Source organism: Pseudomonas sp. R151218B TE3479, assembly GCF_053629195.1.
Map to the genome: position 1 here is coordinate 2372611 of NZ_JBRJHV010000001.1, position 13088 is coordinate 2385698.

16 protein-coding genes and 1 pseudogene are annotated in these 13088 nt (G+C 62.2%); 11 read left to right on the top strand and 6 right to left on the bottom strand.

The window, feature by feature from the left end:
* The first annotated feature begins 41 nt into the window (after window positions 1-41).
* Window positions 42-599: a cysteine hydrolase family protein gene (locus AB7M32_RS10595; RefSeq protein ID WP_454252121.1), complete on the top strand. Its 558-nt coding sequence runs from the start codon at window positions 42-44 to the stop codon at window positions 597-599.
* Between the two features lie 241 nt (window positions 600-840).
* Here the strand turns inward: AB7M32_RS10595 and AB7M32_RS10600 are convergent, their stop codons facing one another.
* The 4 genes from AB7M32_RS10600 to AB7M32_RS10615 form a co-directional block, all read right to left on the bottom strand.
* The gene (locus AB7M32_RS10600; protein WP_003198420.1) at window positions 841-1044 is read right to left on the bottom strand and encodes an SEC-C metal-binding domain-containing protein; all 204 of its coding nucleotides are present in this window, start codon (window positions 1042-1044) and stop codon (window positions 841-843) included.
* Window positions 1045-1049: 5 nt separating this feature from the next.
* Complete coding sequence (locus AB7M32_RS10605) at window positions 1050-1535, bottom strand: LEA type 2 family protein (protein WP_454249861.1); 486 nt, start codon at window positions 1533-1535, stop codon at window positions 1050-1052.
* A 70-nt stretch (window positions 1536-1605) separates the two neighbouring features.
* A complete protein-coding gene (locus AB7M32_RS10610) occupies window positions 1606-2094 on the bottom strand; it encodes a YchJ family protein (RefSeq protein ID WP_454249862.1) in 489 nt (162 codons plus the stop codon).
* 2 nt (window positions 2095-2096) lie between these two features.
* On the bottom strand, window positions 2097-2594 hold the full coding sequence (locus tag AB7M32_RS10615) for a DUF6231 family protein (RefSeq protein WP_060738918.1): 498 nt from the start codon (window positions 2592-2594) through the stop codon (window positions 2097-2099).
* A 191-nt stretch (window positions 2595-2785) separates the two neighbouring features.
* On the opposite strand from AB7M32_RS10615, the gene AB7M32_RS10620 reads away from it, so the two are divergent.
* The 4 genes from AB7M32_RS10620 (at window position 2786) to AB7M32_RS10635 (ending at window position 5470) form a co-directional block, all read left to right on the top strand.
* The gene (locus tag AB7M32_RS10620) at window positions 2786-3484 is read left to right on the top strand and encodes an OmpA family protein (RefSeq protein WP_454249863.1); all 699 of its coding nucleotides are present in this window, start codon (window positions 2786-2788) and stop codon (window positions 3482-3484) included.
* 90 nt (window positions 3485-3574) lie between these two features.
* Window positions 3575-4300 (top strand): OmpA family protein, encoded by a 726-nt coding sequence (locus AB7M32_RS10625; protein ID WP_454249864.1) that lies wholly within the window; start codon window positions 3575-3577, stop codon window positions 4298-4300.
* 146 nt (window positions 4301-4446) lie between these two features.
* Window positions 4447-4719, top strand: coding sequence for a DUF1145 domain-containing protein (locus AB7M32_RS10630; RefSeq protein WP_072409599.1), 273 nt, complete (start codon window positions 4447-4449; stop codon window positions 4717-4719).
* Window positions 4712-5470, top strand: a complete 759-nt coding sequence (locus AB7M32_RS10635) for a collagen-like protein (RefSeq protein WP_454249865.1) — start codon at window positions 4712-4714, stop codon at window positions 5468-5470. Before AB7M32_RS10630 ends, AB7M32_RS10635 begins: the two co-directional genes overlap by 8 nt.
* A gap of 125 nt (window positions 5471-5595) precedes the next feature.
* Here AB7M32_RS10635 and AB7M32_RS10640 read toward each other — a convergent pair whose 3' ends face one another.
* The gene (locus tag AB7M32_RS10640; protein ID WP_454249866.1) at window positions 5596-6060 is read right to left on the bottom strand and encodes a CopD family protein; all 465 of its coding nucleotides are present in this window, start codon (window positions 6058-6060) and stop codon (window positions 5596-5598) included.
* A gap of 99 nt (window positions 6061-6159) precedes the next feature.
* Between AB7M32_RS10640 and dinG the strand changes: the two genes are divergently transcribed.
* From dinG to pdxH, 4 genes are all read left to right on the top strand, one after another.
* Window positions 6160-8304 carry an ATP-dependent DNA helicase DinG gene (gene dinG, locus AB7M32_RS10645; protein WP_063322679.1) on the top strand — a complete coding sequence of 715 codons (2145 nt, stop codon included), beginning with the start codon at window positions 6160-6162 and terminating at the stop codon, window positions 8302-8304.
* 309 nt (window positions 8305-8613) lie between these two features.
* Window positions 8614-9759, top strand: coding sequence for a serine hydrolase domain-containing protein (locus tag AB7M32_RS10650; protein WP_454249867.1), 1146 nt, complete (start codon window positions 8614-8616; stop codon window positions 9757-9759).
* 116 nt (window positions 9760-9875) lie between these two features.
* Window positions 9876-11012: an OmpA family protein gene (locus AB7M32_RS10655; protein ID WP_454249868.1), complete on the top strand. Its 1137-nt coding sequence runs from the start codon at window positions 9876-9878 to the stop codon at window positions 11010-11012.
* A 23-nt stretch (window positions 11013-11035) separates the two neighbouring features.
* Window positions 11036-11683: a pyridoxamine 5'-phosphate oxidase gene (gene pdxH / locus AB7M32_RS10660; RefSeq protein WP_192262272.1), complete on the top strand. Its 648-nt coding sequence runs from the start codon at window positions 11036-11038 to the stop codon at window positions 11681-11683.
* Here the strand turns inward: pdxH and AB7M32_RS10665 are convergent.
* Window positions 11631-11915 (bottom strand): hypothetical protein, encoded by a 285-nt coding sequence (locus AB7M32_RS10665; protein WP_454249869.1) that lies wholly within the window; start codon window positions 11913-11915, stop codon window positions 11631-11633. The genes pdxH and AB7M32_RS10665 overlap by 53 nt on opposite strands.
* Window positions 11916-12086: 171 nt before the next feature.
* On the opposite strand from AB7M32_RS10665, the gene AB7M32_RS10670 reads away from it, so the two are divergent.
* Window positions 12087-12551, top strand: coding sequence for an outer membrane lipoprotein (locus AB7M32_RS10670; protein ID WP_047228399.1), 465 nt, complete (start codon window positions 12087-12089; stop codon window positions 12549-12551).
* A 245-nt stretch (window positions 12552-12796) separates the two neighbouring features.
* Window positions 12797-12874, top strand: a pseudogene (locus tag AB7M32_RS10675) (nucleoid-structuring protein H-NS); the annotation flags it as partial.
* Window positions 12875-13088 lie beyond the last annotated feature (214 nt).

A 13088-nucleotide genomic window follows, 5' to 3' on the forward strand; every position in this document is an offset into this window, starting at 1 on the left:
CAAGTGTGGAACATTCAAAGACCGAGCAAGAGAAAACCGGCATGGAGCTACAGAACGACGCGGCGCTGATCCTCATCGATCAACAAAAAGGCATCCTTCACCCCCGGCTCGGCCCTCGCAACAACCCCGAGGCAGAGCTGCGCATGCTGGAACTGCTGGCTTTCTGGCGGCACACGGCGCGACCGGTGATTCACGTCCACCACCTGTCCCGCTCGCCGGACTCGGTGTTCTGGCCGGGGCAGTCGGGGGTGCAGGTCCAGCCACGGTTCGAGCCGAAGGCAGGGGAATGGTTGGTGCAAAAGCAGGTGCCGGATGCGTTCAGTGGCACCCACCTGGAGCAAGACCTGCGCAAAGCCGGAATCAGGCAATTGGTGATCGTCGGTGTGGCGACGCACAACTCGGTGGAGTCCACGGCGCGTACGGCCGGCAATCTGGGATTCGACACCTGGGTGGCCGAGGATGCCTGCTTCACCTTCGACAAGAACGATTACTTCGGCAACGGCCGTTCGGCAGCCGAAGTGCATGCCATGTCCCTGGGGAACTTGCACGGTGAGTACGCAACGGTGGTCGATGTGAAGCGGATTCTGCAGGCGGGCTGATAGATCGGTACTGAAGCGCTGGCCTCATCGCGAGCAAGCTCGCTCCCGCACGGGTTCTGCGCAATTTCCCTGTGGGAGCGGGCTTGCTCGCGAAGAGGGCGTGTCAGGTTAATCAATGCCCGCTGACCCACCGCATTCGCGAGCAAGCTGGCTCCCACACGGGTTCTGCGCAATTTCCCTGTGGGAGCGAGCTTGCTCGCGATGACGGTCTAACAGGCGAAAAGCTTGTCCGCCCAGCCCCTCAAGCCCCGTGGCACTTCTTGAATTTCTTGCCATTGCCGCACGGGCAAGGGTCGTTGCGACCGACATCCTTCAGGGCATTGCGCACCGGTTCCTGGTGGGCGTGGCCGCAGTTCGGGCCGTGGACGTGGCCGTGGTCATGGTCGTGATGATGGTCGTGATCGTGGTTGCAATCAGGGCCGTGGACGTGGGGTTGCTGGGTCATCGGGGTTACTCCGCAATTAAATCGGCGGCGATTATCACGCCATTGCGCTCAAGGTGCACGTAGTGGGCGATGAATAATCCGGTTTCCAGCTCACCTTCCAGACGATAGGGGATCTGTTCCCGGGGTTTCTCCAGCAGCTTCACCACTTCCCGCACCTGTGGCCACAGGTTGGTGCGCACCGGCACCTTGAAGTAGGCGCTGTGCTTGGGACGCACCGTGAACCAGTGCTCATGCTCGCCTTCGGTCAGCAACAGGTCGCCCAGGTGGATGCGGTAGGTCAGGCCGCGAACGGTGAGGTCGCTGTCGCCGGGGTTGTCGACGCGAAAGTGCAGCATGAACTTCTGTTCCAGCAGCCGGGCCCGCACCACCTCGACTTTGACCAGATGTACCTGTGGTTCCGGAGCTTCTTCACCTCGCCAGGATGCACAGCCGCTGAATCCAATGAACAGCAGCAGGCAGGTGATGCGCAGCAAGAATGATGGAGGGGTCATGTCCGTGCCTCTGGTTTATCCCCAGTCTAGCCCTATGGGCCTATGGACGAGCGTCGGACGTTTCCTAAATTCAGCGATTGAAGTAGCCGGCGCAGCACTTCTTGAATTTGTGCCCGCTGCCGCACGGACAGCTGTCGTTGCGCCCTGTCTTGACCGGCACGGTCGGATCGATGAAATACCAGCGCCCGTCGTTCTGCACGAACGAGGATTGCTCACGGTGGCTATGCTCGCCCTGGCCGTCATGCCAGCGTGCCGTGAACGTGACGAAGGCATGTTCCGGTTGACCGCCGAACACTTCGCTGCTTTCCACCTCCAGCCCCAACCAGGTGCTGTTGGCGCTCCACTCGCTGATGGACTGGCGATCGAGGCCTTGCTGCTGGGCGGGCAGGGTAGTGGCGACCAGGTAATCCACCAGGCCCAGCACATAGGCGCTATAGCGCGAGCGCATCAAGGCTTCGGCGCAGGGCGCCGGGTGACCGTCGTGGTAGTGGCCGCAGCAGGCCTCCAGCGAGTTGCCACTGCCGCAGGGACAAATGGGCGAATGGGAGCTTGTGTTCACAATTACCACCAATATTTTCCAAAGTTTTCCGGGTTGGCCCAGAAACGTGAGTTGAGCCAGTCGGGGACCTGTTTGTATTCAAGCAGATCGTAGGTGAACAGGGTCAGCACCTGATCTTCACGCTGGAATCGCTCGCTGGCTTGCAAGGCCAGGGAAAAAAAGTCCGTCTCTTGCCAGCCGCAGGCGTTGAGGTCGGCGAGTACGGCGATGCGGCTGGCGTTGAGATTGCGAATGCCGCCCAACAGGTTCAGACCCTCGCGCTTGGGCAAATGCTCCAGGCAATCGAGCGCCAGGGCCAGGTCAAAACGTCGCGCCGCCACGTCCGCCGGCAGCGCGCCGGGGCCGGCGTGGACCACTTCGGTGTCGGGGTGGGCCTGCTGGAATGCTTCGAGTGCGGGAAAGCCGCTGGCACCGATCAACAGCAGTTTTTGCGGGGCATAACGGTCAAGCACGGCCGCCAGGGCTTGCTGGGGCGTACGCGAAGAAATGGCAACGGTCATCGAAGTTCCTCAGTCAGAACCACCACGATAGCCTGCCCGGACAGCATGGCCTAGAGCGGTTTGTCCCTGAACGTGCGGAATCTTCGCAAACACGGGGCGAAAACCCGCGATTGCTCAAGCTGGCGCAGACTCGAAGACGGGTCTTTACTCCCCTGAATCGGCGCAAAGCCGATCCCTCAAGGAGAAACCCGATGAGCATAGTTCGGACAGCGTTACCCCTGGTTCTGCTAACCAGTGTGTTGACTGGTTGCGCAGGTTTGCAGAAAACCGACTGGCCGACCTGTGCGGCCGTCGGCGGTGCGATCGGTGCGGGATTGGGCGCCATAGAGAGCACTTCCTGGGCTGGCGGCGGCGCGCTGTACGTTGGCGGCATGGCGGCAGCTTATTGCTGGGTGCACGGCGATGGCGACGAAGACGGTGATGGCGTGCCGGACAGCCGCGACAAGTGCCCGGGCACACCGAAGGGCGTGCAGGTCGATGCCGATGGCTGCCCGCCGCCTGCTCCGGCGCCGGTGGTTGTTGAAGAAGCCGTGGTGGTCAAGGAAGAAACCATCGTGATCCGCGACGTGCACTTTGAATTCAACAAAGCCACGCTGACCCCGGCCGACAGAGATGTACTGAGCACGGTCGCCACCCGTCTGAAACAGGAAACGTCCACCGCGCAACTGCGGGTCACCGGCCACACCGACAGCGTCGGCAGCGATGCCTACAACCAGAAACTGTCGGAGAAACGGGCCAACTCGGTGGTGCAATACCTGGTCGAGAACGGCGTACCGCGCGCCAGTTTCGTCTCGGTGTCCGGTGCCGGTGAGAGCCAGCCGGTGGCCGATAACAAGACCGCCGATGGCCGCGCGATGAACCGCCGCACGGAAATCAAGATAAACCGCTGAAACCCTTGTAATCCGCGGCTTGTTGAGTTGCGGATGCGGGTCTTTACTCCTGTGTGACCGGTATGGGCCGGTGACACAGGAGCCTTCACCATGAACGTTCTAATCAGGGCCGCCTTACCGGTACTGCTGGCAAGCAGTCTGTTGTCCGGCTGCGCCACTCACAGCGACGGCAGCGCACCCCTCAATCAACGCACTTGGCCAATCTGTAGCCTGATCGGTGGCCTCGTCGGCGGCGGGTTGGGGGCCATTGAAAGCAGTGGTTGGGCCGCCGGCGGCGCCGCATTGGGGCTGCTGGGCGGTGGCTTGATCTGCTACGCCCAAGATGGCGATGAAGACGACGACGGTGTGTTCGACCGCCGCGACCGTTGTCCCGATACCCCGGCCAATACCCCGGTCGAGCATCACGGTTGCCCGGTGCCGCAATACCCGGCCAGTGCGCCACCGGTCGAACCGCAAGCACCGGCTAGCGAGGTCATCACCCTCAACGACGCGGGCAAGGTGCTGTTCGATTTCGACAAATCGGATCTCACCGCCGACGCTCGAAGCCAGCTCGATGGGCTGATGGGCAAACTCAGCCATGCCAATGTCGCCAGCATCCGGGTGGTGGGCCACACTGACAGTGTCGGCACTGATGCTTATAACCAAGGGCTGTCCGAACGTCGGGCCAGCAGCGTTGTGGAGTATTTGCTGACCCAGGGGCTGGCCCCCGGCAAAATCACCAGCGAAGGTAAGGGTGAAAGCGAGCCGGTGGCCGACAATGAGACCGATGAAGGGCGGGCGCAGAACCGTCGGGTTGAATTGCATATCCAACGCTGAGGCGCGGCCCAGGGCTGCCGGGTCGTCGGGAGGACGATCCGGTTGGCCAGGGCCCGGGTTAGATTAAATTTACCGGACCCTCTGGCTTATCCTGCGCGCAAGCCGTTACTGTGCGGGCAAAGAATAATGCTCGATCAGGGGGGCGTATGAAGGTGTTTTGGGGGCTGGGGCGCTTGCTGACCCTGCTGTTCTGGCTGGTGGTGCTGGTCAATCTGGTCGTGCCGTTCGTCCATCCGCTGCATCTGCTGGTCAATGTCGCCGGCGCGTTTTTGCTGGTACTCCATTTGCTGGAGTTGCTGTTTTTCCGGGCCAGTTTCCGTGGCCGCCCTGCGCCTGGCCGTGATCGCCTCAGAGTGCTGCTGTTCGGCATCTTCCACGTGCAAACCCTCCCGACCGCGCCAGAGGCTTCCCATGCGTAAATTGTGTCTGCTTGCCGCACTCGTATGCCCATGGGCTTCGGCCCAGGTGCTCCAGGTCGAAGGCCATTCGTTGATGCGCCTGCCCAATACCACCAGCACCCTGACCCTGGAGCGGCTGGACGTGGCCGATTACGGCACGCTACTGGTGCCTTCCAATGTCACTGAATTGACTATCGACCAGTTGCACCTGGGGCGTGAAGCACGGATCGCCATCGTGCCGGCGCAGCAGGTACTGGAAATGAAAGTGGCCCAGGCTGAATTGGCCGAGGGCAGCCAGATCACTTCGCGCGGTGCACCGGGGACCTACACCAAGGCCGCGCGGCCGGGGCGTGATCTCAACCTGCATTTCAAGGTGTTGAATGCGCCATTGTTGTCGGTGGACGCCCGTGGCGGCACTGGTGCACCGGGTTTCGTCGGTCTTGACGGTGCCAATGGCCAGGCGCCGGGTTGCACTTGGGGTTCGGCCGGTCGCGGTGCCGACGGCAGCAATGGCAGTGATGGTCAGCCGGGAGCCGCTGGCGCGCAGGTACGCCTCGAGCTGCCACGGACCTACCCTGCCGAGCAGATCAAGGTGACGGTGGACGGCGGTGCTGGTGGCGCGGCGGGACACGGCGGCAAACCCGGGGCGGGAGGCAAGGCCAAGGGGTGCCTGGTCTATACCGCGGATGGCGGCAAAAGCGGCCGTCCTGGCGCCGATGGCCAGCCAGGGCCTGCCGGAGCGGCGGGGACGGTGACGGTGCAGCGGTTCTGACGAAAAATCTGATCTGAACCTGTGGGAGCGAGCTTGCTCGCGATGGCGTTGTGTCAGTCGATCAAGTATTGCCCGACGTGCCGCCATCGCGAGCAAGCTCGCTCCCACAGGGTTTTATGTGATTTTCAGAACATCGGCCGCGCCGCACCAATCGCCACCACCAGCAACCCGATCGACAAATTGATCCCCACCAACCGCCGGATCTTCCCCAGCACCGCCGCACCCGTCAGCCAGTCCTGCGCCGTCACGGCGTTGCGCAATGCGGGCAGCTGCAAGCCCTGGATGCGGATAAACAGCGCCGTCATCACCACATACAACCCCATCATCACCTGCACGTAACGCGGCGCGGTTTCGAAACCGGCGAAGCGCAGATGGATCAGGCCGACGCCGCTGATCGGCAAAAGTACGACCGCGATCCAGACCCAGACGAAAAAACGCTGAAACACTTCTACCCACAACTTGAGCCGGGCAGGGCCCTCAAGCGCCGTCATTGCGGCGGGGCGCAGGATCATCCAGGCGAAGAACATGCCGCCGACCCAGACCAGGGCCGCCAGTAAATGCAGGGTGTAGACGAGGGCAAAGGGTGTCATTGGGTTACTCCGTTCTGCGCAGGATTCATTAGCGGGGTATGATAGCCGCCGATCCGAACCACTGAAAATTTATCCAGCGTTTTTTGCGCCCGACCATTCATGATCAGCACCGAACTCAAAACCACGATCCAGGGCGCCTATTCGCGTTTTCTCGAAGCCAAGAGCCTCAAGCCGCGATATGGCCAGCGCCTGATGATTGCCGAAGTGGCAAAAGTCCTGGGTGACATCGACACCGACGACGAAGGCCGGCGCAGCGGCGAGCCTGCCGTCGTGGCGGTGGAGGCCGGCACCGGTACTGGCAAGACCGTGGCCTACAGCCTGGCGGCGATTCCCACCGCCAAGGCCGCCGGCAAGCGCCTGGTGATCGCCACGGCCACCGTCGCCCTGCAGGAGCAGATCGTCTACAAGGACCTGCCCGACCTGATGCGCAACAGTGGGCTGAACTTCACGTTCGCACTGGCCAAGGGCCGCGGGCGTTACATGTGCCTGTCCAAGCTCGACATGTTGCTCCAGGAAGGCCACGCGCAGACCGCCACGGCCCAGTTGTTCGAAGAAGAAGGCTTCAAGATCGAGGTGGATGAAGCCAGCCAGAAGCTGTTCACCAGCATGATCGAGAAGCTGGCCGGCAATAAATGGGACGGCGACCGCGACAGCTGGTCCACGGCCCTGGAAGATGCCGACTGGTCCCGCCTGACGACCGACCATAGCCAGTGCACCAACCGCCATTGCCCGAACTTCGGCCAGTGCGCCTTCTACAAGGCTCGCGAAGGCATGGGCAAGGTCGATGTCATCGTCACCAACCACGACATGGTCCTGGCCGACTTGGCCCTGGGCGGCGGTGCGGTGCTGCCGGACCCGCGCGACACGATCTACGTGTTCGACGAAGGCCATCACCTGCCGGACAAGGCCATCGGCCATTTCGCCCATTACACCCGACTGCGTTCCACCGCCGACTGGCTGGAAACCACCGCCAAGAACCTCACCAAGCTGCTGGCCCAGCATCCGTTGCCGGGTGACCTGGGCAAGTTCATCGAACAGGTGCCGGAACTGGCGCGGGAAATCAAGACGAACCAGCAGTTCATGTTCACCGCGTGCGAGCAAGTGGCCGATTTCAAGCCCGGCGAAGACGTCGAGGGCCGGGAGCGGCCACGCCATCGCTTCGTCGGCGGAGTGATTCCTGAACACATGCGCGAAATGGGCATCGAGCTCAAGAAAGGTTTTGCGCGCCTGACCGACCTGTTCACGCGCCTGACCGACCTGCTCAAGGAAGGCATGGACGGCGAGGTCAACATCGGTATCGCCAGCAACCAGGCCGAGGAGTGGTACCCGCTGTTCGGCAGCCTGTTGTCCCGATCCCAGGGCAACTGGGAGCTGTGGACGGCATTCACTGCCGAAGACCCGGAGGACAACCCGCCGATGGCACGCTGGCTGACCCTGGCCGAAAGCGGTTCGCTATTCGACATCGAGGTCAATGCCAGCCCGATCCTGGCGGCGGAAATGCTGCGGCGCAACCTGTGGAACGTGGCCTATGGCGCGCTGGTGACGTCCGCCACGCTGACCGCCCTGGGCACGTTCGACCGCTTCCGCATGCGCGCAGGCCTGCCCAAGAAAGCCGTGACCGCCGTGGTCCCGAGCCCCTTCCATCACGCCGACGCCGGCGTGCTGCGGGTGCCCGACCTCAAGGCCGACCCACGGGATGCCGCAGCTCACACCGCGGCAATCATCCGCGATCTGCCGGAACTGGTGGAAGGCTCACGGGGCACGCTGGTGCTGTTTTCCTCGCGCAAACAGATGCAGGACGTGTTCGATGGTCTTGATCGTGACTGGCGCAAGCAGGTGTTCATCCAGGGCAACCTGTCGAAGCAGGAAACCCTGAACAAGCACAAGGCACGGGTCGACGGTGGGGACTCCAGCGTGCTGTTCGGCCTGGCGAGCTTCGCCGAAGGCGTGGACTTGCCCGGTGCCTATTGCGAGCACGTGGTGATTGCCAAGATCCCTTTCTCGGTTCCCGACGACCCCGTGGAGGCGGCGCTGGCCGAGTGGATCGAGGCCCGCGGTGGCAACCCGTTCATGGAAATCTCCGTGCCGGACGCTTCGCTGAAGCTGGTCCAGGCGTGTGGCCGCTTGCTACGTACTGAAGAAGACCGGGGCACCATCACCTTGCTTGACCGACGGCTGGTAACCCAGCGCTATGGCAAGGCAATCCTCAATGCATTGCCGCCGTTTCGGCGGGAGATTTCCTGACGGAGCCGGCCTGGCGATGAACGCTTGTCGTGGCGAGGGAGCTTGCTCCCGCTGGGCTGCGTTGTAGGAGCTGTGTAGGAGCTGTCGAGTGCAACGAGGCTGCGATCTTTCCCCAGACACTTGAGTATCGAGCGAAAGATCAAAAGATCGCAGCCTTCGGCAGCTCCTACAGACCCCAGCGGGAGCAAGCTCCCTCGCCACAGAGGCCGGTTTCGGGTTAACCAGCCGTCCCATGGCGGTTCCCAAAAACGCCAATGGCTGAAACAATGCGAGCCACTCTAAAAAGTCTTTGTTTCAAGGGAGTTGCGGGTGCAGATTCAAGGCCATTATGAACTTCAGTTCGAGGCGGTGCGTGAAGCGTTCGCAGCGCTGTTCGATGATCCCCAGGAGCGCGGCGCGGCGTTGTGCATCCAGGTGGGTGGCCGCACGGTGATCGACCTGTGGGCCGGTACCGCCGACAAGGATGGCCATGAAGCCTGGCACAGCGACACCATCGCCAATCTGTTTTCCTGCACCAAGACATTCACCGCCGTTACCGCCCTGCAACTGGTGGCCGAAGGCAAGTTGCAGTTGGACGCCCCGGTAGCCCGCTACTGGCCAGAGTTTGCTGCGGCCGGCAAGCAATCCATCACCCTGCGCCAACTGCTCTGCCACCAGGCTGGGCTGCCGGCGCTGCATGAACTGCTGCCGCCCGAAGCGCTTTATGACTGGCAAGCCATGGTCGATGCCCTGGCTGCCGAAACGCCTTGGTGGACGCCTGGCGAAGGCCATGGCTACGCCGCGATCACCTATGGTTGGCTGGTGGGCGAGTTGCTGCGCAGGGCCGACGGTCGTGGTCCGGGAGAGTCCATCGTCGCCCGGGTCGCCAAGCCATTGAGCCTGGATTTCCACGTTGGCCTGGCCGACGACGAGTTCCATCGCGTGGCCCACATCGCCCGTGGCAAAGGCAACGCTGGCGATGCAGCGGCCCAGCGCCTGCTGCAGGTGACGATGCGTGAGCCCACGGCCATGACTACCCGGGCCTTTACCAACCCACCGTCGATCATGACCAGCACCAACAAGCCGGAATGGCGGCGCATGCAACAACCGGCGGCCAACGGCCACGGCAATGCCCGCAGCCTGGCGGGCTTCTATGCGGGTCTGCTGGACGGCAACCTGCTGGAAGGTGAAATGCTCGACGAACTGACTCGCCAGCACAGCTTTGGCGAGGACAAGACTTTATTGACCCAGACCCGTTTTGGCCTGGGTTGCATGCTCGACCAGCCGGATGTACCGAACGCGACCTTTGGCCTCGGCCCACGGGCGTTCGGCCATCCGGGGGCCGGGGGCTCCATCGGATTTGCCGATCCCGAACATGATGTAGCGTTCGGTTTCGTGACCAATACGCTCGGGCCTTACGTGTTGATGGATCCGCGCGCACAAAATCTTGCGCGGGTGCTTGCCACTTGTCTATAAAGCGCCATTGAAGGCCATGGACACAGGAACCTCGTGTCCTTTCCAGTTTCAAAGCGTCTGTTTATGCGGCCAAAACATGGCCTTTTTTTTCATTTAGATCATTTTGTGGATATCCAATGTCATCGAATAAAACCCTCGCTCTGGCGCTGTGCTTCGCTATCACTGGTTGCGCACAAACCCCACAAAATGATGCCGAAGGCAGCAGCGGCTGGTGGCCGTTCGGCTCTTCCGACAAGGTGGCGGCCAAGGAAACGGCGCCAGCGGCGCCCCTGAAGCCTGCCGCTGTCGCACCGCAAGCCAAGGCCGAGGGCGCCAGCCACTGGTGGTGGCCGTTCTCTTCCGAGGAAACCGCCGCAGACGCCGCCAGAAAAGTCGAAGCAAAGGCAGAAGCCCAAGCCAAGCCTGAGGCCAAGGCGCCGACAGCTGTTGCCAAGGCCGAAGCTGAAAGCAACGGCAAGTGGTGGTGGCCGTTCGGTGGCAAGGATCAGGAAACCGCCAAGGCGGTGCCGATGCCCGATCCTAAAGTCACCCAGGCCTGGCTCGACGATTACGAGCCGAAGCTGCGCACGGCGATCCAGGACAGCAAGCTCGAACTTGAGCGCCGCGACGACGTGCTGGTGGTCACCGCGCCCGTGGATGGCTCTTTCAACCCGGACCGTCCGGCCATGCTGCTGCCCGTGACTCTCGGCCCGTTCACCCGCGTGGCGAAGATCCTTGAAGCCGACCCGAAGACTGCCGTGCTGATCCTTGGTCACGCCGACACCTCGGGCGCCGCACCGGCCAACCTCAAGCTCAGCCAGGAGCGTGCTCAGTCCGTGGCGGCGATTTTCCGCCTCAGCGGCCTGCAACGTGATCGCCTGATGCTGCGCGGCATGGGCGCAGTGGCGCCACGTGCGGCCAACGACAGCGTTGAGGGCCGCGCCTTGAACCGTCGTGTGGAATTGCTGGTCACGCCGGCCAACACCATGGTCGCGCTGCTGAGCAAATACAACATGCCAGCCCCGGCCCCAGTGACGATGGTTGCCGCCCAGGATGTGAAGCCAGCTGCGCCGGCGCCTGCGCCTGCGGCTAAAAAAGCGGTGGCCTCGACCAGCAAAGCCTCGGCCAAGAAAGCACCGGCCAAAAAGGCCGCGACCAAGGCGCCTGCAAAGAAGGCCGCGGCCAAGCCCGCTACCCCAGCGAAGAAGCCTCAACCGGCCAAAGCCGCTACCGACACCAAGAAAGTCGCGGCCACCGATACCCCCAAGCAGTGATGGGCTAACACAAGGAATGCGCCATGACCCAAGCGCTGGCTGATATGCGCCGCGACTACACCCGCGACGGCTTGACCGAGGCACAAGCCCCGGCCGAGCCGTTTGCACTGTTCCACCAATGGTTCGCCGACGCGGTGAAAACCGAGCAGGCCCCGGTGGAGGCCAACGCCATGACGCTGGCCACGGTGGATGAGCAGGGACGTCCGCACTGCCGGATCCTGCTGCTCAAGGGCCTGGATGCCCAGGGTTTCACGTTCTTCACCAACTACGACAGCGCCAAGGGCCAGCAACTGGCCGCGAATCCGTTTGCCGCCATGACGTTTTTCTGGCCGACCCTTGAGCGCCAGGTGCGCATCGAGGGCAAAGTGGTGAAGGTCACGGCGCAGGAATCGGACGCCTACTACCAAGTCCGTCCGCTGGGCAGCCGCTTGGGCGCCTGGGCGTCACCCCAGAGCCGCGTGATTGCCGGGCGCGGCGAACTGGAAGACCTGCTCAAGGCCACCGAACAGCGCTTCAGTGACAGCCAACCCCACTGCCCGGAGCATTGGGGCGGTTATCGTTTACTGCCCGAGCGCATCGAATTCTGGCAGGGCCGCCCGAGCCGCCTGCACGATCGCCTCAACTATCGCCTGCAAGGGGCGCAGTGGACTCGCGAGCGTCTGGCGCCTTAGCATCGGGATAACCTGCCGCGGCGGTCTGGAGCCACAGCGGCAGGTCACGGCGCTTGATGCCTTGTGCCTGGGCGCGGGCCAATTGTTGCAACATGTAGGTTTTCTTTTGCCCATCCGGCCCCGCCAGTGAAAGCGCCAGATCGCGATCCATCCAGCGTTTGATCCGCACGTACAGCCACCAGTGGAAGTACAAACCGGCCACGGTGGTGGCGACGATAATGAAATAATCCATGAAAAATTCCAGGGTTGATGACGCAGGTTTCGGAAATTGGCGCTACTGTTTGGTGAATTTTTCGGGCGCGCCTGTATCCCACCTGAATGAAAACAATTTTATCCCGGCGAGGCCGTGACAGGCGTCAAGCTGCGGAGTTTAATGAATCCCTGTCTTTTGGAGTTTGATGCTATGCGTAAGTCTGTTTTGCTGGTTGCTTCCTTTTCCACGATGGCGATGTTGCTCACTGGCTGTCAGTCGAGCCTGACCGGTGACTCCTACTCCCGTGACGAAGCGCGTCGCGTGCAGACGATTCGCATGGGCACGATCGAAGCCTTGCGTCCGGTCAAGATCGAAGGCACCAAGACCCCTATCGGCGGTGCGGCCGGTGCAGTGGTCGGTGGTGTAGGCGGCAGCGCCATCGGTGGTGGCCGTGGCAGCATCGTCGCTGCCGTGATCGGCGCCGTGGCGGGTGGCCTGATTGGTTCCGCTACTGAAGAAGGCCTGACGCGTACCCAGGGTGTGGAAATTACCGTTCGTGAAGATGACGGCAGCATGCGTGCCTATGTGCAGCAGGTTCAGGAAAACGAAGTGTTCCGTGTGGGTGAGCGGGTTCGTATTTCTACTGTGGATGGTACGAGTCGCGTATCGCACTAAGCTTGAGTCGGTAAGTGAAAACGGCGCTTATTCCGGGAATGGAAAGCGCCGTTTTTTATGGCTTCGTTTCGGGTGACGGATGTATATCCGTTTTTTGCGTAACGGCGGCTTATGGTTCCGCTCTTACAGCGGGTCACTTTTGAAAAGCCTGCGCGGCCCGGCGAAAGTAACCAAAACGCTCTTGCCCCACCACTCGGTGCCTCGCCTAGGCTCGGCATGCCTGAACGAAGGCCTTGCTCCGTGGGCCCACTGCGCAAGGCCTTCGTTCAGCCATCGTGGTTAACGGGGCGCCCCAGATCAAAAACAGAACCGAGGCGGCCTAGTAGCCGACCTGGTTCTGGGTGGGCGTCTCTCCTGTGGGAGCGGGCTTGCTCGCGAAGGCGGTGTGTCAGTTTGCGGTGATGTTGGATGTACCGGCCTCTTCGCGAGCAAGCCCGCTCCCACAGAGGGACTCCGGGTGCACATGAATAGGGCGCCGCGAAAGATCCAATGTGGGAGCGAGCCTGCTCGCGATGACGGTGGGTCAGTTACATGGAT

What these genes read in the sequence shown, in the direction of transcription:
- AB7M32_RS10665 (WP_454249869.1), bottom strand. Translation starts at nt 11,915, where the DNA reads ATGGATTATTTCATTATCGTCGCCACCACCGTGGCCGGTTTGTACTTC.
- dinG (WP_063322679.1), top strand. Translation starts at nt 6,160, where the DNA reads ATGATCAGCACCGAACTCAAAACCACGATCCAGGGCGCCTATTCGCGT.
- AB7M32_RS10620 (WP_454249863.1), top strand. Translation starts at nt 2,786, where the DNA reads ATGAGCATAGTTCGGACAGCGTTACCCCTGGTTCTGCTAACCAGTGTG.
- AB7M32_RS10625 (WP_454249864.1), top strand. Translation starts at nt 3,575, where the DNA reads ATGAACGTTCTAATCAGGGCCGCCTTACCGGTACTGCTGGCAAGCAGT.
- pdxH (WP_192262272.1), top strand. Translation starts at nt 11,036, where the DNA reads ATGACCCAAGCGCTGGCTGATATGCGCCGCGACTACACCCGCGACGGC.
- AB7M32_RS10595 (WP_454252121.1), top strand. Translation starts at nt 42, where the DNA reads ATGGAGCTACAGAACGACGCGGCGCTGATCCTCATCGATCAACAAAAA.
- AB7M32_RS10635 (WP_454249865.1), top strand. Translation starts at nt 4,712, where the DNA reads ATGCGTAAATTGTGTCTGCTTGCCGCACTCGTATGCCCATGGGCTTCG.
- AB7M32_RS10655 (WP_454249868.1), top strand. Translation starts at nt 9,876, where the DNA reads ATGTCATCGAATAAAACCCTCGCTCTGGCGCTGTGCTTCGCTATCACT.
- AB7M32_RS10615 (WP_060738918.1), bottom strand. Translation starts at nt 2,594, where the DNA reads ATGACCGTTGCCATTTCTTCGCGTACGCCCCAGCAAGCCCTGGCGGCC.
- AB7M32_RS10670 (WP_047228399.1), top strand. Translation starts at nt 12,087, where the DNA reads ATGCGTAAGTCTGTTTTGCTGGTTGCTTCCTTTTCCACGATGGCGATG.
- AB7M32_RS10605 (WP_454249861.1), bottom strand. Translation starts at nt 1,535, where the DNA reads ATGACCCCTCCATCATTCTTGCTGCGCATCACCTGCCTGCTGCTGTTC.
- AB7M32_RS10630 (WP_072409599.1), top strand. Translation starts at nt 4,447, where the DNA reads ATGAAGGTGTTTTGGGGGCTGGGGCGCTTGCTGACCCTGCTGTTCTGG.
- AB7M32_RS10600 (WP_003198420.1), bottom strand. Translation starts at nt 1,044, where the DNA reads ATGACCCAGCAACCCCACGTCCACGGCCCTGATTGCAACCACGATCAC.
- AB7M32_RS10640 (WP_454249866.1), bottom strand. Translation starts at nt 6,060, where the DNA reads ATGACACCCTTTGCCCTCGTCTACACCCTGCATTTACTGGCGGCCCTG.